This is a genomic window from Roseixanthobacter glucoisosaccharinicivorans (genome assembly GCF_043195095.2).
Taxonomy (GTDB): domain Bacteria; phylum Pseudomonadota; class Alphaproteobacteria; order Rhizobiales; family Xanthobacteraceae; genus NCEH01.
In genome coordinates, this window is record NZ_CM195538.1 from 2,229,728 (window position 1) to 2,249,300 (window position 19,573).

General features: G+C 68.1%; 22 protein-coding genes and 1 tRNA gene. 17 read left to right on the forward strand and 6 right to left on the reverse strand.

Annotated features, from left to right (window positions below; translation table 11 throughout):
• Window positions 1-13 precede the first annotated feature (13 nt).
• From V5F78_RS10010 to V5F78_RS10045, 8 genes are all read left to right on the forward strand, one after another.
• Window positions 14-841: a transglutaminase family protein gene (locus tag V5F78_RS10010; RefSeq protein ID WP_394068464.1), complete on the forward strand. Its 828-nt coding sequence runs from the start codon at window positions 14-16 to the stop codon at window positions 839-841.
• Window positions 842-962: 121 nt separating this feature from the next.
• On the forward strand, window positions 963-1,397 hold the full coding sequence (locus V5F78_RS10015; protein ID WP_394068462.1) for an HIT family protein: 435 nt from the start codon (window positions 963-965) through the stop codon (window positions 1,395-1,397).
• The gene (locus tag V5F78_RS10020) at window positions 1,394-2,401 is read left to right on the forward strand and encodes a beta-ribofuranosylaminobenzene 5'-phosphate synthase family protein (RefSeq protein ID WP_394068460.1); all 1,008 of its coding nucleotides are present in this window, start codon (window positions 1,394-1,396) and stop codon (window positions 2,399-2,401) included. The genes V5F78_RS10015 and V5F78_RS10020 overlap by 4 nt, the downstream gene beginning before the upstream one ends.
• Window positions 2,402-2,470: 69 nt before the next feature.
• Window positions 2,471-3,382, forward strand: coding sequence for an NAD(P)-dependent methylenetetrahydromethanopterin dehydrogenase (locus V5F78_RS10025; RefSeq protein WP_394068458.1), 912 nt, complete (start codon window positions 2,471-2,473; stop codon window positions 3,380-3,382).
• A 4-nt stretch (window positions 3,383-3,386) separates the two neighbouring features.
• Window positions 3,387-4,529 (forward strand): ATP-grasp domain-containing protein, encoded by a 1,143-nt coding sequence (locus V5F78_RS10030; RefSeq protein ID WP_394068456.1) that lies wholly within the window; start codon window positions 3,387-3,389, stop codon window positions 4,527-4,529.
• The gene (gene mch / locus V5F78_RS10035; RefSeq protein ID WP_394068454.1) at window positions 4,526-5,479 is read left to right on the forward strand and encodes a methenyltetrahydromethanopterin cyclohydrolase; all 954 of its coding nucleotides are present in this window, start codon (window positions 4,526-4,528) and stop codon (window positions 5,477-5,479) included. The genes V5F78_RS10030 and mch overlap by 4 nt, the downstream gene beginning before the upstream one ends.
• Window positions 5,480-5,485: 6 nt before the next feature.
• Window positions 5,486-6,382, forward strand: coding sequence for an ATP-grasp domain-containing protein (locus V5F78_RS10040; RefSeq protein WP_394068452.1), 897 nt, complete (start codon window positions 5,486-5,488; stop codon window positions 6,380-6,382).
• A complete protein-coding gene (locus V5F78_RS10045; RefSeq protein ID WP_394068450.1) occupies window positions 6,379-7,230 on the forward strand; it encodes a triphosphoribosyl-dephospho-CoA synthase in 852 nt (283 codons plus the stop codon). The genes V5F78_RS10040 and V5F78_RS10045 overlap by 4 nt, the downstream gene beginning before the upstream one ends.
• 7 nt (window positions 7,231-7,237) lie before the next feature.
• Here V5F78_RS10045 and V5F78_RS10050 read toward each other — a convergent pair whose 3' ends face one another.
• Window positions 7,238-7,945, reverse strand: a complete 708-nt coding sequence (locus V5F78_RS10050; protein ID WP_394068448.1) for a HisA/HisF-related TIM barrel protein — start codon at window positions 7,943-7,945, stop codon at window positions 7,238-7,240.
• A 35-nt stretch (window positions 7,946-7,980) separates the two neighbouring features.
• On the opposite strand from V5F78_RS10050, the gene V5F78_RS10055 reads away from it, so the two are divergent.
• From V5F78_RS10055 to V5F78_RS10080, 6 genes are all read left to right on the forward strand, one after another.
• Window positions 7,981-8,958, forward strand: coding sequence for an ATP-grasp domain-containing protein (locus V5F78_RS10055; protein WP_394068446.1), 978 nt, complete (start codon window positions 7,981-7,983; stop codon window positions 8,956-8,958).
• Window positions 8,955-10,043, forward strand: a complete 1,089-nt coding sequence (locus V5F78_RS10060; RefSeq protein WP_394068444.1) for a hydantoinase/oxoprolinase family protein — start codon at window positions 8,955-8,957, stop codon at window positions 10,041-10,043. Before V5F78_RS10055 ends, V5F78_RS10060 begins: the two co-directional genes overlap by 4 nt.
• 5 nt (window positions 10,044-10,048) lie before the next feature.
• Window positions 10,049-10,477 (forward strand): dihydroneopterin aldolase, encoded by a 429-nt coding sequence (gene folB / locus V5F78_RS10065; protein ID WP_394068443.1) that lies wholly within the window; start codon window positions 10,049-10,051, stop codon window positions 10,475-10,477.
• A 96-nt stretch (window positions 10,478-10,573) separates the two neighbouring features.
• The gene (locus tag V5F78_RS10070) at window positions 10,574-11,563 is read left to right on the forward strand and encodes a class 1 fructose-bisphosphatase (protein ID WP_394068442.1); all 990 of its coding nucleotides are present in this window, start codon (window positions 10,574-10,576) and stop codon (window positions 11,561-11,563) included.
• 76 nt (window positions 11,564-11,639) lie between these two features.
• Window positions 11,640-12,320, forward strand: a complete 681-nt coding sequence (gene rpe / locus V5F78_RS10075) for a ribulose-phosphate 3-epimerase (RefSeq protein ID WP_394068440.1) — start codon at window positions 11,640-11,642, stop codon at window positions 12,318-12,320.
• Window positions 12,321-12,624: 304 nt separating this feature from the next.
• Window positions 12,625-14,241 carry an acyl-CoA synthetase gene (locus V5F78_RS10080; protein ID WP_394068438.1) on the forward strand — a complete coding sequence of 539 codons (1,617 nt, stop codon included), beginning with the start codon at window positions 12,625-12,627 and terminating at the stop codon, window positions 14,239-14,241.
• A gap of 96 nt (window positions 14,242-14,337) precedes the next feature.
• Here the strand turns inward: V5F78_RS10080 and V5F78_RS10085 are convergent, their stop codons facing one another.
• The 3 genes from V5F78_RS10085 to V5F78_RS10095 all read right to left on the reverse strand — a co-directional run bounded on the left by V5F78_RS10085 (window position 14,338) and on the right by V5F78_RS10095 (window position 16,293).
• The gene (locus V5F78_RS10085) at window positions 14,338-15,411 is read right to left on the reverse strand and encodes a polyamine ABC transporter substrate-binding protein (RefSeq protein WP_394068526.1); all 1,074 of its coding nucleotides are present in this window, start codon (window positions 15,409-15,411) and stop codon (window positions 14,338-14,340) included.
• 200 nt (window positions 15,412-15,611) lie between these two features.
• Window positions 15,612-15,818: a DUF1328 domain-containing protein gene (locus V5F78_RS10090; protein WP_394068524.1), complete on the reverse strand. Its 207-nt coding sequence runs from the start codon at window positions 15,816-15,818 to the stop codon at window positions 15,612-15,614.
• A gap of 73 nt (window positions 15,819-15,891) precedes the next feature.
• Complete coding sequence (locus V5F78_RS10095; protein ID WP_394068436.1) at window positions 15,892-16,293, reverse strand: hypothetical protein; 402 nt, start codon at window positions 16,291-16,293, stop codon at window positions 15,892-15,894.
• A 71-nt stretch (window positions 16,294-16,364) separates the two neighbouring features.
• On the opposite strand from V5F78_RS10095, the gene V5F78_RS10100 reads away from it, so the two are divergent.
• Window positions 16,365-17,291, forward strand: coding sequence for a diacylglycerol/lipid kinase family protein (locus V5F78_RS10100; protein ID WP_394068434.1), 927 nt, complete (start codon window positions 16,365-16,367; stop codon window positions 17,289-17,291).
• Window positions 17,292-17,293: 2 nt separating this feature from the next.
• Here the strand turns inward: V5F78_RS10100 and V5F78_RS10105 are convergent, their stop codons facing one another.
• Window positions 17,294-18,034, reverse strand: coding sequence for an SIMPL domain-containing protein (locus V5F78_RS10105; protein WP_394068432.1), 741 nt, complete (start codon window positions 18,032-18,034; stop codon window positions 17,294-17,296).
• A gap of 117 nt (window positions 18,035-18,151) precedes the next feature.
• On the opposite strand from V5F78_RS10105, the gene V5F78_RS10110 reads away from it, so the two are divergent.
• Window positions 18,152-18,227 (forward strand) — tRNA-Ile (locus tag V5F78_RS10110).
• A gap of 271 nt (window positions 18,228-18,498) precedes the next feature.
• Window positions 18,499-18,771, forward strand: coding sequence for a hypothetical protein (locus V5F78_RS10115; protein WP_394068430.1), 273 nt, complete (start codon window positions 18,499-18,501; stop codon window positions 18,769-18,771).
• A gap of 111 nt (window positions 18,772-18,882) precedes the next feature.
• On the opposite strand, the gene V5F78_RS10120 is transcribed toward V5F78_RS10115, so the two are convergent.
• Window positions 18,883-19,572: a response regulator gene (locus V5F78_RS10120; RefSeq protein ID WP_394068428.1), complete on the reverse strand. Its 690-nt coding sequence runs from the start codon at window positions 19,570-19,572 to the stop codon at window positions 18,883-18,885.
• Between the last annotated feature and the right edge of the window lies 1 nt (window position 19,573).

Here is a 19,573-nt window from a genome sequence, read left to right on the forward strand (position 1 = left end):
CGAGGGCAGAACGATGCGGGTTCGCATTTACCATCAGATCATCCACAAGCTGGAACCGGGGCTGCGGATCGCCACGGCCACCATCAAGCTGACCCCCCGCAATCACGAAGGCCAGCACATCGTGCGCTGGCCGCTGGATGTGCACCCCGATTGCCGCCTCTATCCCCATGAGGATGCGTTCGGAAACCTGTGCCATACCTTCTCGGTGGACGGGCCGCTGGACCACATCACCTTGCTCGCCGAGGGCGATGTGGAAACCCGCGACATGACCGGCGTGGTGCGCGGCACGGTGGAGCGGTTTCCGCCGTCGCTGTTCCTGCGCCAGACCGATTTCACCGTGCCCGATGCCGAAATCGAGGCCCTCGCGGGCAAGGCTGCGGGGGCGGATGGGCCGCTGGCCCAGGCCCATGCCCTGATGGCCCTGATCCATGAGGCCATCGCGGAAGTGCCCGTCGAAAGCGCAGCGGTGGCGCGCGCGGCGGGGGCTGTGCTGGCGGGCGGCGAGGGCACATCGGGCGAGATCGCCCATGTGTTCACCTCTGCCGCGCGCCATCTGCGCATTCCGGCCCGGCATATTTCCGGCTATGCGACGCAGGATGACGAGCCGGGCACCGCGCGCGAATGGGCGGAAGTGCATGTGCCCAAGCTCGGCTGGGTGGCGTTCGACTGCGGCCGCAAGGTCTGCGCCACGGAAGAGCACGTGCGGGTGGCGGTGGCATTGGATTCGCTCGGCGTCGCCCCGGTGCGCGGCACCGGCATCAACACCAGCGAGGAAGCCACGGCCAATGCCGTGAGCCATTCCTCGCGCCATGGCCAGAGCCAGAGCCAGACCCAGGAATGACCAGTAGGCCAATGAACCGCGGGCCGGGGGCGCCCACCTGCGGCGCACCCGCCCGTTTGCGCTTGACCCGGGACGCATCCCTTGCGATGCGGGACACCACATCCGGCACCGGGAGATCATCATGAGCGAGACGCCCGCCTACGATCCCGCCAACATCTTCGCCAAGATCCTGCGCGGCGAATTGCCGGCCCATAAGGTCTATGAGGACGATCGCGCGCTCGTCTTCCTCGACATCATGCCGCGCGCCCCCGGCCATGCGCTGGTGATTCCCAAGGCGCCGGCCCGCAACCTCCTCGACATCGCGCCCGACGACCTCGCTTATGTGGCGCAGGTCGCCCAGAAGGTGGCGAAGGCCGCCATGCGGGTGTTCGCGGCCGACGGCATCACGGTGCAGCAATTCAACGAGGCGGCCGGCGGGCAGGAGGTGTTCCACCTGCATGTGCATGTGATTCCGCGCCACGAGGGCGTCGCGCTCAAGCCTCCGGTCTCCTTCCGGGAAGACAATGCGGTGCTGGCGGACCAGGCCGCGAAGCTCAAGGCAGAACTCGCCCGGTGACGGGAGGTCGCGCCGTCCCTGGCGTCGGCGTGCGCATCCACGCGCCGGCCCGGCTGCATCTCGGCTTTCTCGATCTCGGCGGGGCGCTCGGACGGCGCTTCGGCAGCCTCGGCCTGACGCTGGACGCGCCGGAAACATGCGTGCGCATCGAAAAGGCGGGAGAGGACGGCCTGGCCGGTCCCGATGCCGCGCGCGCCGGTCGCGCGCGGGACCTGGTGCGTGCGGCGCTCGCCATCGACCTGCCGCTCGCCATCTCCATAGAGCACGCGCTCCCCGCCCATGGCGGGCTCGGCTCCGGGACCCAATTGGCGCTGGCGGTGGCGATGGGCGTGGCCCGCCTCGCCGGCCGGCCGCTGGATGTGCGCGATGCGGCCCGCCTGCTGGGGCGCGGGCGGCGCTCGGCCATCGGCATCGGCGCCTTCGAGACCGGCGGCGTGATCCTCGACGGCGGCAAGCCGGTGACGCCGGTGGCAGAAGATGTGGGCGCTGCGCCGCCGATTCTCGCCCGGCTGCCGGTGCCGCAGGCGTGGCGCATCCTGCTGGTGTTCGACGCCGCGAAAAGCGGACTGTCCGGCGAGGCCGAGACCCGCGCCATGGAGACGCTACCGCCGTTCGCGGAAACGCTGGCGGCCCATCTGTGCCATCTGGTGGTGATGCAGGCGCTGCCCGCCCTTGCGGAAGGCGACGCCGCAGGGTTCGGCAGCGCGGTCGGTGCGGTCCAAAGGCACCTGGGCGACCATTATGCCGCGGCCCAGGGCGGCGGGCGCCATACCAGCGCGGATGTCGCGCACGCCCTTGGATTTCTTGAGGAAAATGGCATTTCAGGGGTCGGGCAGACCTCCTGGGGGCCGACCGGCTTCGCCATTGTGGAGAGCGCGGCGCGCGGCGAAGCGCTTTTGCAGGCGTTGCGCACCCGCTATGCTGATCGCGCGAACCTCTCGTTCGCATGCGTGCGGGGAAACAACCGCGGCGCCCGTATCGTCGATCTGCCGGGGCAGGATTAGCCCTAGGCCGTTGGGCGCACAGGGCGCGGCCACCCGCTTTCCTGTTTCCCCGGACGGAGCAAGACGGCCATGGCCACCGCCGCCCCCATTCTGCACATGATCTCCCCCCTGCCCCACGTCAGCCCGTTCGATGTGAACATGGCGGTGGACGCCGGCTATGCCCACCTGATGCCCTATTCGAGCGTGGCGCTCGATCAGGTGCGCGACCTGACGCAGGACATGATGTTCTCCCGCGCACCGCAGGCCGCGCCGCGTACCGGCCTGTTCATCGGCGGCAAGGATGCGGGGCTCGCGCTCGACATGGCGGATGCTGCCCGCGCCGCGCTGTTTCCGCCGTTCGAGATTTCCATCTTCGCCGATCCCGCCGGCGCCTTCACCACCGCCGCCGCCATGGTGGCGCTGGTGGAGCAGGCGCTTTCGGCACGCGGCGCCCCCGGCCTTTCGGGCGCGCGGGTGCAGGTCTATGGCGCAACCGGCGTCGTGGGCGGCATTGCCGCCGTCATGGCGTCGAAAGCCGGGGCGCAGGTGATGCTGGTCGGCCATCGCGAGATCGCCAGCGTCGCCACCAAGGCCGACGATTTCCATGAGCGCTTCGGCGTCGAATTGACCGCCGTGGTCGCCCGCACCGATACGGAAAAGCACAGCCTGGTGGGCGAGGCGGAGGTGATTCTCGCCGCCGGCCGGGCGGGCGTGGAGATCCTCACCGCCGCGCACCTTGCGTCAGCGCTTGAGCTGAAAGTTGCCGCCGACGTCAATGCCGTGCCGCCGGCGGGCATTGCCGGCGTCGGCCCCCATGACAAGGGCGTCGCATTGCCTCATGGTGTCGGTATCGGAGCCCTTTCAATCGGGAATCTGAAATACCGGGTCCAGCATGCGTTGCTCCGGCGCATGCACGAAACCGACACGGCCCTCTTCATCGGCCTCGACGAGGCCTTCGCGCTGGCCAGAGAGATGGCCGCGGCGTCGCAAACTGCGGGTTGAGCTTATGGATCTCGCCGTCATCGCCCTGTCCGCGCGTCCCCTGGCGGCGAGCGCCGCGCGCGCCGGTTTCGCGGCGCTTTCGCTCGATCTGTTCGCCGATCTCGACACCTGCGCCAATGCCGCGCGCTGCGTGCGCGTGCACAAGAAGAACGGCTTTTCCTTTGACGGCGACGACCTCATCCAGGCGCTCGCGAGCCTTTCGCCTCCCGGCTTGCCCGTGGTGCTCGGCGGCGGGTTCGAGGACGACACGCCGCTGATGACCCGCATCGCCGAGCGCAATCCGATCCTCGGCAACATGGCCGAGACGGTGCGCGTGTTGAAGGATCCGCTGGCGCTCGCGGCCCTGTGCGGCCATCTCGGCATCGCCTTTCCGCCGGTGACGCTGGACGCCCCGGACGGCGCGCTGGCCGAAGGGCCCCTGCTGGAAAAGAAGATCGGCGGCGCCGGCGGCAGCCATATCCGCCGCCGCGCGCCGGAGGAGACCGGCCCGCCCGCCCCCGGCCATTATCTGCAACGCGAAGTCAGCGGCACCGCTTATTCGCTGCTGATCCTTTCCAATGGAAAGGAAGCCCTTCCCGTGGGGGCGAGCTGGCAATGGTCACATTCCGACACCACTCATCCGTTCCGCTATGGCGGTGCGGTCGGGCCGGTGCCCCTGCCCGCGAAGCACGCGGAGGCGATCCTCACGGGCGCGTTGCGCATCGCCACCGTATGCGGGCTCGTGGGCCTGATCTCGGTGGACGTGCTGGTGGAAGCGGACCGCTGGTGGCTGGTGGAGATCAATCCCCGGATCGGCGCGAGCATCGACATTTTCGATGTCGACCCCATGCCGCCTTTGCTGGCGCTGCATCTGGCGGCCTGCGGCGGCAAGCTGCCCAAGGCCCTGCCGCAGCCCAAGGGCGCGACCGCCGCCGGCATTCTCTATGCCGAACGCGACGTGATGATTCCCGCCGGAGCCTGGCCGAACCATGTGTGCGACCGCACCGCCGCCGGCACCATCATTCCCGCCGGCGCCCCCATCTGCACGGTGAAGCGCACGGCGCGCGACATGTCCGCCGCCGTGGACCAGGTGCGCGACGGCCTGGCTGAAATGCGCAATCATCTCGGCCTGCCGAAAACCCAGCAGGCGGCGAGCAGCGAGGCATGAGCCGGCCCGATCTTGCGCGGCGCGCCGCCGTGCTGGTGGACGCGCTGGTTCGTGACGCGGATGCGCTGCGCCTCGCGGTTTCCACCGGGCCGCATGGCGCCCGCATCGTCGATGCCGGCATCGCCGCGCGCGGCGGGCTGGAGGCGGGACGGCGGATCGCCGAAATCTGCCTCGGCGGGCTCGGGCAAGTGACGTTCCAGACCTCCGACCGCTTCACGCCCTGGACCACGCTCGTCACGGTGGGCACCTGCGACCCGGTGCTCGCCTGCCTGGGCAGCCAATATGCCGGCTGGCAGCTGGCGGCGGGGGATTTCTTCGCCCTCGGCTCTGGCCCCGGCCGCGCCACTGCGGCGAAGGAGCCGCTGTTCGCCGAACTCGGCTTGCGCGAACAGGGCGCGGACATCGTCCTGGTGCTGGAAACCGGCCAGATGCCGCCGGCCGAGGTGATCGAGCAGATAAGCGACGCGACCGGGGTTGCGGGAGAGAAGATCACCCTCATCCTCACGCCCACCAGCAGCCTTGCGGGCGGGGTGCAAATCGCGGCGCGGGTGCTGGAGGTGGCGCTACACAAGGCCCATGCCCTGCATTTTCCGCTGGATCGCATCCTCGACGGGCGCGGCAGCGCGCCGGTGCCGCCCTCGGCGCCGGATTTCATCGCCGCCATGGGCCGCACCAATGACGCGACCCTCTACGGCGGCGAGGTGCAGCTTCATGTGAGCGGCCCGGCGGACGACGCGCGCGATCTCGCGCAGAACCTGCCGAGCCTCACTTCGCGCGACCATGGGCGTCCGTTCGCCGAGGTGTTCGCCGCCTATGAGTGCGATTTCTATCGCATCGACCCGCTGCTGTTTTCGCCCGCGCAGGTGCTGGTAACCGCCGTGGATCACGGCGTGAGCTTTACCGTAGGGGCGGTCGATCCGGCGCTGATCGCCCGTTCATTTGCCGGCTGAATACAGATGGCCGCCGCATTCGATCCCCGCATCGCGATTTTCGCCGAGCGGGCGGACTGGCATACCCGCCGCCTCGTCGCGGCGCTGAAGAAGCGCGGCCGCACGGCGCGGCTGCTGTCACTGAAATCCTGCGGCTTCGCGGTGGGCGCGACGCCCCACGGCCTGCTGCTGCCGGGCTTCGAGGAGGCGCTGCCGCAGAGCGCCTTCGTGCGCATCATGCCCGGCGGGTCCACCGAGCAGATCACGATGCGGCTCGGCGTGCTGCATGCGCTGCGCGAGTCCGGCGTCAGGGTCATGAACGAGGCCCGCGCCATCGAGCGCTGCATCGACAAGAGCATGACCACCTTCCTGCTCGCCCGCGCCGGACTGCCGACGCCGCGCACCCTGGTGCTGGAAGACCCGCAGGCGGCGCAGATGCTGATCGACGCGGCGCCGGGCGATACGGTGCTGAAGCCTTTGTTCGGTGCGCAAGGGCGCGGCCTGCGCCGCCTCGCGCCGAAGGACGCGCTGCCCGGGGCGGAGGAGATGGACGGGGTCTATTATCTCCAGGATTTCGTCCCGCCAGCCGACGGCCGCCATGCGGATTACCGCGTGTTCGTGGTGGGCGGCCGGGCGGAAGGCGCCATGCGGCGGGTCGCCAGTCATTGGATCACCAATATCCACCAGGGCGCGACCGGCGAGCCGGTGTCGGCCACCGGCGCGCTGGCCGAGATCGCCATTGCGGCGGCGGGGGCGGTGGGCGCGCATTTCGCCGGGGTGGACCTGATCGCCGACGCGGCCGGCCGCCTGCTGGTGCTGGAAGTGAATTCCATGCCCGCCTGGAGCGGCCTTCACGCCGCAACCGGGCTGGACATGGCCGTGCCGCTCGCCGCTCTACTCGTCGGCGAAAGGGCGATGGCATGACACCGGAACGCGCCGCTGACCTGTTTGAGCGCGCCTGCCGGGCCGAGCTGCAGGCCCTGAAGCCGGGCAATGTGCATGTGCACGCGGCCGGGCACGATATGGACGTGGCGCAGTTCGAGCGCGCCGCGGCGGCGGCAGCGCCCGCGCTCACGACACCGGGGCCCAGCATCGGCGCGCGCATCGAGGCGGCGGTGTCGGCTTCGCTCGCGGCGGCCGGCTGCAACACCAATCTCGGCATCGTGCTGTTGTGCGCGCCGCTGGTCCACGCCGCGCTATCGCCCGGCCCCGGCGATCTGCGGGCGCGCCTGAAGGCGGCGCTGGAGGCGCTGACGATCGAAGACGCGGCCAGCACCTTCCGCGCCATCGCCGCCGCCAAACCCGGCGGGCTCGGCACGGCGCGCGCCGATGTGCGCTTTCCCGCCGCCGTCGATTTGAAGGCGGCCATGGCCGAAGCCGCGCCCCGCGACCGCATCGCCTTTCAATATGTCCACGACTTTACCGACGTATTCGAGATCGGCGGCGCGCGGCTTCACGGTGGCGCGGACCCGTTTGCGCCAGAGGTCGTGCAAGCGGTCTATCTGGATTTCCTCACGGCCTTTCCCGACAGCCATATCGCCCGCAAGTTCGGCGCGGACACGGCCGAAGCGGTGCTGGAAGAGGCGCGCGAGACTGTCCGCCTCAGGACCACCTTCAAAGAATGGGAGTCGCGGCACATCTCCCTGCTGGCCTTCGATTCATCCTTGAAAAAGCGCGGCCTTAATCCCGGAACCAGCGCCGATCTCACGGTGGCGAGCGTGCTCGCGCACGCCCTGGAACGGGACGCTCTGGAGCGGGACGACCTTGGCTGAGCGCAGATCAGACGAAGCGCGCCAGATCCTCCCGCGACAGGCGCCCGTCGTGCAGCGCGGTGGCAACGAGGGCGCCTTCAACGCCCCGCGCGGCGAGGGTGTCGAGGTCCCCCGCGTGGCGCACGCCGCCGGCGGCGAACAGGGCGAAATCCTCGCCCCGGACGTCGCCGCCCCGCTCCCGGATATCGGCCAGCCGCTCCAGGTCCGGCCCGGCGCCCGAGCCGACTTTCGCCAGCGTCATGGCGATCACCCGGCGCGGCCAGAGGGTGGGCGTCTCATGCACCGTCTGCGGGCCGCGTGGCCCCTGGGCGTCGTGATCAAGCGAGAGCACGAAATCCAGCCCCCCCATGCCGGCCAGGGCCTGCGCGTCGGCCAGGGTCTCGCTGCCCACCACCGGAATGCCGGCATCGGCCGCATGACGCGCGGCGAGCGCACCCGCGCTGTTCTCGCCCGCGTCCACCCACAGGATCAGCTCAGGAAAGGCCGTGCGCAGGACGCGGATGGCGGGGGCATTGTCGCCCTGCCCCGCGATGGCGTCGAGGTCGGCCACATAGAGGGTCTTGAACGGAGCCAGCGCCAGCAGCGCCGCCACGATGTCGCGCGGGGCGCTGCCGGCCACCAGCGGCGAGACGATGGGCGCATAAAGATGGCGCACACCCTGGCGGGCATGCACCACAAGCCCTCCCTTAAGATCAATCACCGGGATAACCTGCATCTTCGTGTCCGAGCCTGGTCCGGGAAGGAAAGCGCATGCGCGTCTTTGTCTGCGAGTTCGTGACATCCGGCGGCCTGCGCCACAAGGCGCTTCCCGAAGCCCTGCTGCCGGAAGGCACGCTGATGCGCGATGCCATGGTGAGCGACCTGGAGAATATTCCCGGCGTGCAGGTGCTGCTGTGCCATGACGACCGCCTCGCGCCGCCGCGCGGGGACAGCATTCCAGTGGCGGAAGGCGATGATCCCTGGGCGATCTGGGCGCGGCTCGCGGGGGAGGCCCATGTGGTCTGGCCGGTGGCGCCGGAAACCGACGGCCTGCTGGAACGTCTCGTGGCGCTCGCCCGCACCGGCGCGGCGCGGGTGATCGCGAGCGATGCGGCCGCCCTGCGAATCGCCGGCCGCAAGAGCCTGACGGCGCAGCGGCTCGCTGCGGCGGGCATTCCCCATATCCCGACCTATGCGCTTGCGGCGATGCCGGACACTCTCGCGGCCCCGCTCGTCACCAAGCCGGACGACGGCGCGGGCGCCACGCACACCCATATCTGGCGCAGCCTCGAAGACCTGCGCGCGGCGCACCTGCCGCCCGCCGGCCTGATCGTGCAGCCCTATGTGGCCGGCGTCGCCGCCAGCCTCACCGTGCTGTGCCGACCGGATGGCGTGACCTTGCTGACCGCCAATCTCCAGGAACTGGCGGAGGACGAGGGCCGCCTCTCGCTGACCGGGCTCACGGTGGGCTGCCTGCCGGACGCGGACGGCACGTTCGCGGCGCTCGCGCGGGCGGTGGTCGCGGCCATTCCCGGCCTCAGCGGCATCATCGGCATTGATGTGATCGTGACCGAGGACGGGCCGGTGGTGGTGGAGGTCAATCCCCGAATTACCACCTCCTATGCCGGCCTTCACGCCAGCCTCGGAATCAATCCCGCCGCCTTCCTGCCGGAGCTGATCCGCGACGGCTGCCCGCCGACCCTGCCGCACCTGCCCATGGCGGTTGCTGTCACGGTGAAGGTGCGATGAGCGATTTCGCCTTTCTCGGCTGGGACGTGGGCGGCGCGCACCTCAAACGCGCCGCCTTCGATGACGCGGGCCGCCTGCGCGCCGTGGACATGGCCCCGTGCGCGCTCTGGCGCGGCATGGACCAGCTGGATGCGGCGCTCGCCAGCCTCGGCACGCTCCCGCACGTGCCCTCGGCCGTGACCATGACGGGCGAACTGGTGGATCTGTGGCCCGATCGCGCCACCGGCGTCACGGCGCTTGCGGCGGCGCTCGGGGCGCGCCTCGGCCCCGGATGCCTGATCTATGCCGGGCCGGACGGCCTCGTGCCCGCCTCGGCGGCGACCGAGCATGTGGCCGGGATCGCCTCCGCCAATTGGCACGCCACCGCCGCCGCCCTCGCGACGGAGCTGCCGTGCGGGGTTTTGGTGGATATCGGCTCCACGACGACCGATCTCATTCCCTTTTCGCAAGGAGCCGTCACGGCGCGCGGCTTCAGCGATGCCGAGCGCCTCGCGAGCGGCGAACTGGTCTATGGCGGCGTGGCGCGCACGCCGGTGATGGCGCTGGCGGCCGCGCTGCCGTTCGCCGGCAGCTTTGTGCCGCTGATGGCGGAGCATTTCGCGACCACCGCCGATATCTACCGCCTCACCGGCGACCTGCCGGAACATGGCGACCTGCATCCCTCGGCGGATGGCGGCCCGAAGACGCAGGAAGCCAGTGCCCGCCGGCTGCTGCGCATGGTGGGGCGCGATCTCGGCCCGGCGACGCTCGAGCAGGCGCGCCAGCTCGCGGCTTATGCGGCGGCGGTGCAGCTCCACACGCTGCATGGCGCGCTCGCCTGCGTGCTCTCGGGCGTGAGCCTGCCCACGGATGCGCCGATCGTCGGCGCCGGCATCGGCCGCTTCCTGGCCGAGCGGCTCGCCGCGCGCCTTGGGCGTCCCTATCTGGATGTGGGCGCCGTCTTCACCGACAACCCGGAGCTTGCGGCACGGGCGGCCGATTGCGCGCCCGCCGTCGCGGTGGGGCGCCTTGCTTTCGCCCGGCTTGCTTTCACGGGCGGCCCCTCGCACCCTCTTCCGTCCTTCGCCACATCGAGCCTCGCGTGAGCCCCATGATTGATCCCAGCGACCCGGAAGCCCTCGAAGCGGCCGAGGCCGAGCCCGCCGCCGCGGCGCCGCGACGCGACCGCCTGTTCTTGAGGGCCCTTCCCTTCTACGCCCGCCATGGCGTGTTCGATGCCGAGCAGCAGCTGGGCCAGCGCTTCGTGGTGGATGTGGACTGGTGGCTCGACACCCGCCCCGCCGCCTGGGCCGACGACCCCGCCCTCACCGTCTCCTACCAGACGGTGTACGAGCATGTGCGGGCGGTGGTGGAGGACGACATCGTCCATCTGGTGGAAACGCTGGCCGAGCGCATCGCCGCGCGCCTGCTGGACCATTTCGCGCAGATCGAGCAGGTGCGCGTGGTGGTGCACAAGCCGGGCGCGCCGATCAGCGGCGTGTTCGGCGACGTGGGCGTGGAAATCCATCGCGGGCGGTGAACAGCGCGCGCCAAAGCTCGACGGCTTCCGCGCCGTGCGCCATAAGAGCGCCGAACCGGCGGGTTAGGTCCCGCATGTGCACGTAGGAGACACAAGGTGAGCGACGTCGTGACCCTGCAAGGCTATCTCGGCACCTGGGCGGCCGGGGATGACACCCGCAAGGCCGTTGCCGCAGCCGTGGAGCGCATTGCGCAAGCCGGCGTCGCCATCGCCGACATGGTGGCGCGCGGCCCGCTCGCCGAGCATTTCGCCAAGATCCGCGGCGACGAGGCCAATGCCGGCGGCGATGCCCAGAAGGAACTGGACGTGATCGCCGAGGAGGCCATCGTCTCCGCCCTGAAGGCCGCCCCCGTCGCTTTCCTCGGCTCGGAGGAAAGCGAGACGCCGATCCCGCTCAACGGCGCCGGCACGCTGGTGGTGGCGGTGGACCCGCTGGACGGCTCCTCGAACATCGACACCAACGTCTCCATCGGCACCATCTATTCGGTGCTGCCTTATAGCGCCGAAGCTTTCCCCGACCCGGTGGAAGCGCTGAAGCAGAAGGGCACGGCCCAGCTCGCCTCCGGCTTCCTGGTCTATGGCCCCTCCACGCTGCTGGTCTCCACCGTGGGCGCGGGCACGCAGGTGTTCGTGCTGGACCGGGCGAGCGGCGATTTCATCCTCGCCCGTGCCGCCGTGGAAGTGCCCGCCGCCACCAAGGAATATGGCGTCAACCAATCCAACGTCCGCCATTGGGCGGCGCCCATGCGCGCCTATATCGAGGATTGCCTCGCCGGCAAGGACGGCCCGCGCGGCAAGGATTTCAACATGCGCTGGGTCGGCTCCATGGTGGCCGACGCGTTCCGCATCTTCACCCGCGGCGGCGTGTATCTCTATCCCGGCGACAGCCGCAAGGGCTATGCCGAAGGCCGCCTGCGCCTGATCTACGAGGCCAATCCGGTCGCCTTCCTGGTGGAACAGGCGCAGGGCGCTGCCACCGACGGCAAGACCCGCATCCTCGACATCGTCCCGCAGAAGCTGCACCAGCGCATTCCGCTGGTGTTCGGCTCGCGCGAGGAAGTGGAAAAGATCGCCAGCTATTATTGAAGGATGTGGCGGCGCGCCCGCCCGGTCCCCATATGACGGGCGCCGCAGTGAGAAGCCCCGCGCAGGAGTTGATGCCATGAATTTCCCGCTGATCGCGCCCTCGATCCTCGCCAGCGACTTCTCCCGCCTCGGCGAAGAAGTGCGCGACGTGGCGGCGGCCGGGGCCGATTACATCCATCTCGACGTGATGGACGGCCATTTCGTGCCCAACATCACCTTCGGCCCGGACATCATCAAGGCGCTGCGGCCCTACACCGACAAGGTGTTCGACGTGCATCTGATGATTTCGCCGGTGGAGCCCTATCTGGAGGCCTTCGCCAAGGCGGGGGCGGACATCATCACCGTGCAGGCGGAAGCCACCGACCATCTGGACCGCTGCCTTCAGGTGATCCGCGGGCTCGGCAAGAAGGCCGGCATCGCGCTGAACCCGGCCACCTCCGAGCGGGTGCTGGACTATGTGCTGGATAAGACCGACCTGATCTGCGTGATGACCGTCAATCCCGGCTTCGGCGGACAGGCCTTCATTCCCGACGTACTGCCCAAGATCGAGCGCATCCGCGACATGATCCGCGGCCGCGACATCCGCCTGGAGATCGACGGCGGCGTGAACCCGCAGACCGGCGCCCTGTGCGTGAAGGCCGGGGCGGACGTGCTGGTGGCGGGATCGGCCGTGTTCAAGGGCGGGATCGAGGGCTATCGCGCCAATATTGCCGCCATCCGCGACCAAGCGGCGAGCGCCCTCGGGCTGGTGGCGTGATCGGCGCGGCGAGCGCCGCCAAGCGTGCCCCCTCACCCGGCCGCTTTGCGGCCGACCTCTCCCCGGCGGGGAGAGGTGAGGAGCCGGGAAAGGCTCACCCGTCTGCGAGAGATAACTTCCATCGCCTGCCTGCAAATCCCCCTCTCCCCCGCGGGGAGAGGGGCGGGGTGAGGGGGTTCCGCCCCGCCCGACCAAGCCCGTCATCCATCTTGACGCCGACAGTAAAAAAACGTTCGATCGTTTCCATAAAAGCCCGGGTCGCTGCTCTTGAAGAGAAAGCGGAAAACCGGCGGGAGGAAACATCATGCTGCGTCCGGCCTCGACCTATGACGCCCTCGTGCGCCAGTTCCGCTGGGAGATTCCGGCGCGCTTCAACATGGGTGTCGCCTGCTCGGACGCGCACGCGACGGGCGCGAACAAGCCGGCGCTGATCTTCGTCGAGGAAACCGGCGCGGTGACGCGCTATTCGTTCGAGGATCTTTCCGCCCTCACCAATCGCTTCGCCAATGTGCTGACCGCCTGCGGGCTCGCGCGAACGGACCGGGTGGCCGTGTTCCTGCCCCAGGCGCCGGAAACCGCCATCGCCCATATCGGCGCGTTCAAGGCGGGCATGGTCTCGGTGCCGCTGTTCACCTTGTTCGGCGACGAGGCGCTGGAATTCCGCCTCAACGCCTCCGGCGCCAAGGTGCTGGTGACGGATCTCGCCGGTCTCGCCAAGCTTCAGCGCATCCGCGACCGGCTGCCCACCCTCACCCATGTGTTCGTCATCGGCCCGGACAAGGGCGATGCGGCCACCCTCTCCTTCGACGACGCGCTCGCCCGCGCCTCGGACCGCTTCGCGCCGGTGGATACCGGGCCGGACGATCCCGGCATCATCATCTTCACCTCGGGCACGACGGGAAATCCCAAGGGCGCCCTGCACGGGCATCGCGTGCTGCTGGGGCATCTGCCCTGCATCGAATTCGTCCACCAATACATGCCCCAGCCCGGCGACCTGCATTGGACGCCGGCCGACTGGGCCTGGATCGGCGGCCTGTTCGACGTGCTGTTCCCGAGCCTTTATCTCGGCGTGCCCGTGCTCGCCTATCGGGCGAAGAAGTTCGATCCGGATGCGGCCATGGCGCTGATGGCGGACCACAAGGTGCGCAACGTATTCCTGCCGCCCACCGCGCTGAAACTGCTGCGGCAGGCCGATGTGCGCCGCCCGGCGGGCCTGAACCTGCGGTCCCTGCTCACCGGGGGCGAGACGCTGGGCGCGGAGCTTGGCGCCTTCGTGCAGGAGCGCCTGGGCGTCGAGGCGCGGGAGATCTACGGTCAGACCGAATGCAATCTGGTGGTGGGGTCTAATTCCAATTTCTTCCCCATCCGGCCCGGCGCCATGGGCAAGCCCATTCCCGGCCACGACGTGCGGATCGTGGACGACGCCGGAAACCTGCTGCCCGCGGGCGCGGAAGGCCATGTGGCGGTGCGCCGGGGCGATCCGGTGATGATGCTGGAATATTTCAACAATCCAAAAGCCACGGCGGAAAAATACGCAGGCGATTTCCTGCTCACCGGGGACATGGGCCGGCAGGATGAAGAGGGCTATCTCTGGTATGTTGGCCGCTCGGACGATGTCATCACCTCCGCCGGCTATCGCATCGGACCGGGGGAGATCGAGGATTGCATCCTGCGCCACCCCGCCGTCGCCTTCGTCGCGGTGGTGGGCGTGCCCGATCCGGTGCGCACCGAGGCCGTGAAGGCCTGGATCGTGCTCAAGGACGGCCATGCCGCCGGCGAAGCTTTGGTGGCCGACATCCAGCGCCATGTGCGCGAGCGGCTTTCCGCGCATGAATATCCGCGCCACGTCGCTTTCACCGATGCCCTGCCCATGACCGCCACCGGCAAGATCCTGCGGCGCGAACTGCGCGCGCGCGGCTGAGAGAGCACAGACCGCGCAAAAAAAGCGCCCCGCGCACGAGTCGCGGGGCGCCAATGGCTTCAGACGGGGAGCCCCTGCGGGCTCACTTTCCTCGGCTCACTTGCCGCGCTTGAACTTGGTCCAGGTGCGGGTGACCACGCGCTGGATGTCCATCGGATAGGTGGTGACGGTGAACAGCAGGTCGAAGGTCGCCTGGTCCGGGTAGATGGCGGGATTGTCCAGGATCGCCTTGTCGATGAACTTCTGCGACGCCAGATTGCCGTTGGCGTAGGAGATATAGTTCGAGTTCTTCGCGGCAACCTCAGGACGCATCATGTAATTGATGAAGGTGTGAGCCTCATCCACATTCTTCGCGTCCTTGGGGATGGCGAAATTGTCGAACCACATCAGCGCGCCCTGCTTGGGAATGGCATAGGCGATCTCGACCGGCTTCTTCTTGGTCTTCTTGGCGGCTTCCGCGGCGCGGGTCTTGGCCTGGAACACATCGCCCGACCAGCCCACCGCGATGCAGATGTCGCCGCGCGCCAGCGCATTGATATAGCCGGAGGAATCAAACTTGCGGATGAACGGGCGCACCGTCATCAGCAGGTCGCCGGCCTTGGCGATGTCGTCCGGGTTCTTGGAGTTGGGGTCCATGCCGAGATAGCGCAGAGCGGAGGGAATGACCTCCTCCGGGCCATCGAGGAAATAGACGCCGCAATCCTTCAGCTTGGAGAGATTCTCCGGCTTGAACACGATGTCCCAGGTGTTCAGCGGAATGTCGCCGAGCCGCTTCTTCACCATATCCACGTTATAGCCGATGCCGGTGGTGCCCCACATATAGTTCACGGCATAATCATTGCCGGGATCATACACCGCCAGGCGCTTAGTGATTTCCGGCCAGGCATATTGCAGGTTCGGCAGCTTGGACTTGTCCAGCTTCTGGAACACACCCGCGGTGATCTGGCGCTGAAGGAACGAGCCGCTCGGCACCACCACGTCATAGCCGGTCTTGCCGGCCAGAAGCTTGGTCTCCAGAACCTCGTTGCTGTCGAAAACGTCGTAGCGGACCTTGATGCCGGTTTCCTTGGTGAAATCCTCCAAGACCGATTCGTCGATATAATCCGACCAATTATAGACGTTCACCACCTTCTGTTGTGCCAGCGCGGGCATGGCGCCAAAGGCGACCATCCCGAACGCCGCGGCGAGGGCAAGGCGACGCATCATTTTTCTCCTCTGGAAGACCCCGCGAAGCCGTTGTCCGGCTTCATCCCTCAGAGGCTATTGCGCCGGCGGCGTCGGCTCAACTCCCAAAACGTCGCTTGCTGCCGCACCGCACACACAACGGCTGCGTGCGCCCTTGAACTCGCGGCGCCCCGCCGTACATGACCTTAGGTAAGAAAGATGGAAGGCAGGAGGCTCGCCGAGCCGGTGACGTGGCCGAGGAGCAGGAAAGCCAGAAGCACGAGCCCCGCCAGGGCAATGAAGATTCCGAACAAAACAAACGAAATGCGGCGCGCGACCGCGGACACGTTGAAGAATCCCATCGCCCCCGCGATCATGGAAATCACGAGGAAGATGACGGCATATTTCAGCATTGCCATACTCCACAGAAGGGTTTCCGCTGTGGAACCACCAAGGCAATGCTTTCGTTCCCCCTCCGCGCTCAGGTCAGCGCGCATCCGCCCATCGACGGATTTCCTGCTTCAAACGGCGGAAATCCCAGAAGGCGGCGCCCATCAGCACGAACGGCACGGCGGCCAGAACCAATGCGGTCGCCTGCGACCAGCCGACCGCGTTCCGCAGAAAGTCGTAGGCAAGATATGTGGTCAGCAAGGTCAGGACGGCGGCACCGGAGAGGTACATGGCCCGCGTCAGGCGCGAAACGCCATAGCCCACCAGAAGTGCGAAGACGAATGCAATCCCGAGGGCCCATACCCAGTTGAGATTGAACTGGCGCGCGACAAAATTACCCCCGGCGATGCAGAAGAACACCAGAGCCACCAGCAGCAGAAGGCCGGCGCGCAACCGGAAAATCCATGGCCGCGCCTGCGTTCCCTCAATGTTAGACATTCTCACAGCCCCTATCGCCCATAGCCAAATCATACGCCCGCTTTGATGCCGGCGGCACTCGGAGACAGAACATGGGGCGAACCCTGGTCGTACTCAATGCAAAAGCCGGCACCGTGCAGGATCTCGGCGGCGAACGCCTGCGCCAGGAAGTGGACGAGGCCCTGACCGAGCCGGGCAAGGAGGTCGACGTGGTGGTCTTGCAGGGCGCTCAGATGATCGAGGCGATCCGTTCCGCGCACCGCAAGGGCTATGACGCGCTGGTGGTCGGCGCCGGGGACGGCACGCTGAGCTATGCCGCCTCGGTGCTTGCGGAGACGGAAACCGCGCTCGGCGTATTGCCGCTCGGCACCATGAACCTGCTCGCCCATGACATCGGCCTGCCGCGCGACCTTCCGGGCGCCCTCCAGGCCCTGCGCGAGGCCGAGCCCATGCGGGTGGATGTCGCCACCTTGAACGGGCGGGCCTTCCACGGCGTCTCCGGCGTCGGCTTCTTTTCGCAGATGGCCCTCGCCCGCGAGGCGGTGCGCGATTCGCGCGGCCGCATCCTCGGCTGGCTCTTGGCGCTCGGCAAGGCGGTCACCCGCTCGGGCCGCCTGTCGCTGGAGATCGAGATCGAGGGGCGGCGCGAGCCCATCGACGCTTATGCCGCCCTGGTGACGAACAATGCCTTCGACGCGCCGGGCTGGCATCGCTCGCGCCTCGATGGCGGGGAACTGGAAATCCATATCGCGGAAGAGCGCGGCGCGCTGGCCAAGATTCGCGTCGGGGCCGACCTCTTGGTGGATTCCTGGCGCAACAATCCCGGCATCCACTCGTTCCGCGCCAAGGCGCTCACCATCCACGCCCCGCGCCGCCGCCGGTCCTGGGTGGCGACCGACGGGGAGATCACGCGCGAGACCATGCCCCTGCACTATCGCATCATGCCGAAGGCCCTCACCCTGCTGCTGCCGCCCAATTCCGTCCAGCGGGCGGCGAACGCCCGCGACGATGTCACCTGACCTCAGCGCGGCTCGGCATCATAGACGATGGTGATCTGGGCATGGGCAGTGGTCTCGCCCGCCTGGACCGGCACCGCGGCCCGCGCCTCGGCCTTCATCATCATGGGCGCGGGCGCGACCAAGCCGAAGTCCGGCTGCGGGCTGATGCTGCGAATGCGCACGAGGCGCAGCCCTGTCGCTTCGGCGAGGCTCTGCGCCTGAGCCTTGGCGTCCTGGATCGCGGCAAGGCGCGCCTGCCGCTCGATGGCGCTCGGGTCCTGGAGCGTGAAGCTCAGGCCGCTGGCCTGATTGGCGCCCGCCTGGACCAATTTGTCCAAAAGCCCGCCGAGGGTCGACAGGTCGCGCACCTTCACATTGACCGTATTGCGCACTTCGTAGCCCGTCAGGCGCGGCGCTTCGCGCTGGCCCTGCTGGGGATAGGTATATTGCGGCTGGATCGAAAAGCCCGAGGTGACGAGGTCCTTCGCCTCGACGCCGGCGTCCTTTATGGCGGCGATCACATCCGCCACGCTCTTGGAATTGCCGGCGAGGGCCTCCTCGGCGGTCTTCGACACGGTCACGACGCCGGTGGACAGGCTCGCCATGTCCGGCGCAGCCCTGGCTTCGCCCTGCCCGACCACCGTCAAGGTCGCGCGCGATAGATCTTCCGCCCGCGCCGCCGGAGCATCGAGCACGGCGCAGAGCGCGAAGGCGGCGAGAACGCCGCCGGAAAAGACGCGACGCCGGGACATGGGAAAGGGCATGGAACGCTCCGCTGGGTGTGTGCCGCCCCACAGCACTGTGGGAAGGCGGCACCAATGGGGCGAAGCCGCGCTTGTCCCGGTTGTTCACACGGCTCGGGATTGATAGGAACGTGCGGGGGGCCTGTAGCTCAACGGTTAGAGCTGACCGCTCATAACGGTCTGGTTGCAGGTTCGAGTCCTGCCGGGCCCACCAGTTTTCGTAGTCTCGCGCCGTGTGCCGCAGGCATCATTCACCTCACCCAGCACCATCGCAGCGCACCATTTTTTCTACGAAAATGCGTTTGAATTTTCTTCCACACGGGTGGAACCTGAGAGGTGCACGCGCGTTTAAGCCGTGTTGTCCCACAGGCGAAGACCCTGCGGGCACACACTCCTTGTCGCCCGGATTCAGGCGTCGCGCCCTTGCGCGAACGGCGGGTATTGGGCGGCTGGGAGCGGCGAAGCGTGACCTTGGAGGGAATAAGATGCAAACACAATCCCCAAGTAACGTGTTGCGTCCGCTGCGTATTTTCATTGGCGGGGAAGACCATCACGTCCGCGGCCTGGAGGATGCCATCGGCTTCCTGCATGCCCATGAGATGGACGAAGTGGGAGAATATGCCGAAATGCTCCTGGCCCAGATGGAGCACGCCCGCACGCCGGAAATGCGGGCCCGCGCCTGGGTCGCGTTCGAAACCTGGTCGCAGGCGTTCGGGCTATCGGAGCAGCGGTTCGGGGCCTATTCGCACGCCGCCTGAGCGCGCGGCCCCGCCTGCGACATCGCCCGTCACGTCAACGCGACGGGCACCCGCCCGGCTCCGGGCTAAAAGACCGCGCCATCGCGCTTCGCCCCTTTCCGGCTCGCGCCCTTATCCCATGGTGCCGGCGCGATAGCCGATGCCCGGCTCGGTGAGAATGAGGGTGGGCGCGCTCGGGTCCAGCTCCAGCTTCTGGCGCAATTGTCCCACATAGACCCGCAGATATTGTGTATCCTGCCCGTGCGCGGGGCCCCACACATTGGTGAGCAGCTGATGGTGCGTCACCACCTTGCCCTCGTGGCGGGCGAGAAACACCAGCAGATCGAACTCTTTCGGCGTCAGCTTCACATCCTCCCCGTCGCGCGTCACGCGATGGCGCGCACGGTCAATCTCGATCGCCCCAACACGCAGGATCGGGTCTTCCGAGACGTCGCCAGCGCGATGGCGCAAGGCGGCGCGGATGCGCGCCATCAGTTCTCCGATGCCGAACGGCTTATTGACGAAATCATCGGCACCGAGGTCCAGCGCCTCGATCTTCTCCGCCTCGCGGTCGCGGGCGGACAGGACGATCACCGGCACCTGCGACCAGCCGCGCAGACGGCGGATCACGTCCTTGCCGTCCATGTCCGGCAAGCCGAGGTCGAGCACCACCGCGTCGGGGGGATGTGTCGCGATTTCGCGCAAGGCGCGGCCGCCGTCTTCCGCCGCCGCCACCTCATAGCCGGCGGCCATCAGGGCCGGGGCGAGAAAGCGATGGATCGCCGGCTCGTCGTCCACCACCAGGATCTTGCCGAGGCTCATG

What these genes read in the sequence shown, in the direction of transcription:
- V5F78_RS10060 (WP_394068444.1), top strand. Translation starts at nt 8,955, where the DNA reads ATGAGCGATTTCGCCTTTCTCGGCTGGGACGTGGGCGGCGCGCACCTC.
- V5F78_RS10050 (WP_394068448.1), bottom strand. Translation starts at nt 7,945, where the DNA reads ATGCAGGTTATCCCGGTGATTGATCTTAAGGGAGGGCTTGTGGTGCAT.
- rpe (WP_394068440.1), top strand. Translation starts at nt 11,640, where the DNA reads ATGAATTTCCCGCTGATCGCGCCCTCGATCCTCGCCAGCGACTTCTCC.
- V5F78_RS10030 (WP_394068456.1), top strand. Translation starts at nt 3,387, where the DNA reads ATGGATCTCGCCGTCATCGCCCTGTCCGCGCGTCCCCTGGCGGCGAGC.
- V5F78_RS10010 (WP_394068464.1), top strand. Translation starts at nt 14, where the DNA reads ATGCGGGTTCGCATTTACCATCAGATCATCCACAAGCTGGAACCGGGG.
- V5F78_RS10090 (WP_394068524.1), bottom strand. Translation starts at nt 15,818, where the DNA reads ATGCTGAAATATGCCGTCATCTTCCTCGTGATTTCCATGATCGCGGGG.
- mch (WP_394068454.1), top strand. Translation starts at nt 4,526, where the DNA reads ATGAGCCGGCCCGATCTTGCGCGGCGCGCCGCCGTGCTGGTGGACGCG.
- V5F78_RS10120 (WP_394068428.1), bottom strand. Translation starts at nt 19,572, where the DNA reads ATGAGCCTCGGCAAGATCCTGGTGGTGGACGACGAGCCGGCGATCCAT.
- folB (WP_394068443.1), top strand. Translation starts at nt 10,049, where the DNA reads ATGATTGATCCCAGCGACCCGGAAGCCCTCGAAGCGGCCGAGGCCGAG.
- V5F78_RS10100 (WP_394068434.1), top strand. Translation starts at nt 16,365, where the DNA reads ATGGGGCGAACCCTGGTCGTACTCAATGCAAAAGCCGGCACCGTGCAG.
- V5F78_RS10080 (WP_394068438.1), top strand. Translation starts at nt 12,625, where the DNA reads ATGCTGCGTCCGGCCTCGACCTATGACGCCCTCGTGCGCCAGTTCCGC.
- V5F78_RS10115 (WP_394068430.1), top strand. Translation starts at nt 18,499, where the DNA reads ATGCAAACACAATCCCCAAGTAACGTGTTGCGTCCGCTGCGTATTTTC.
- V5F78_RS10045 (WP_394068450.1), top strand. Translation starts at nt 6,379, where the DNA reads ATGACACCGGAACGCGCCGCTGACCTGTTTGAGCGCGCCTGCCGGGCC.
- V5F78_RS10085 (WP_394068526.1), bottom strand. Translation starts at nt 15,411, where the DNA reads ATGGTCGCCTTTGGCGCCATGCCCGCGCTGGCACAACAGAAGGTGGTG.
- V5F78_RS10055 (WP_394068446.1), top strand. Translation starts at nt 7,981, where the DNA reads ATGCGCGTCTTTGTCTGCGAGTTCGTGACATCCGGCGGCCTGCGCCAC.
- V5F78_RS10040 (WP_394068452.1), top strand. Translation starts at nt 5,486, where the DNA reads ATGGCCGCCGCATTCGATCCCCGCATCGCGATTTTCGCCGAGCGGGCG.
- V5F78_RS10105 (WP_394068432.1), bottom strand. Translation starts at nt 18,034, where the DNA reads ATGCCCTTTCCCATGTCCCGGCGTCGCGTCTTTTCCGGCGGCGTTCTC.
- V5F78_RS10015 (WP_394068462.1), top strand. Translation starts at nt 963, where the DNA reads ATGAGCGAGACGCCCGCCTACGATCCCGCCAACATCTTCGCCAAGATC.
- V5F78_RS10025 (WP_394068458.1), top strand. Translation starts at nt 2,471, where the DNA reads ATGGCCACCGCCGCCCCCATTCTGCACATGATCTCCCCCCTGCCCCAC.
- V5F78_RS10095 (WP_394068436.1), bottom strand. Translation starts at nt 16,293, where the DNA reads ATGTCTAACATTGAGGGAACGCAGGCGCGGCCATGGATTTTCCGGTTG.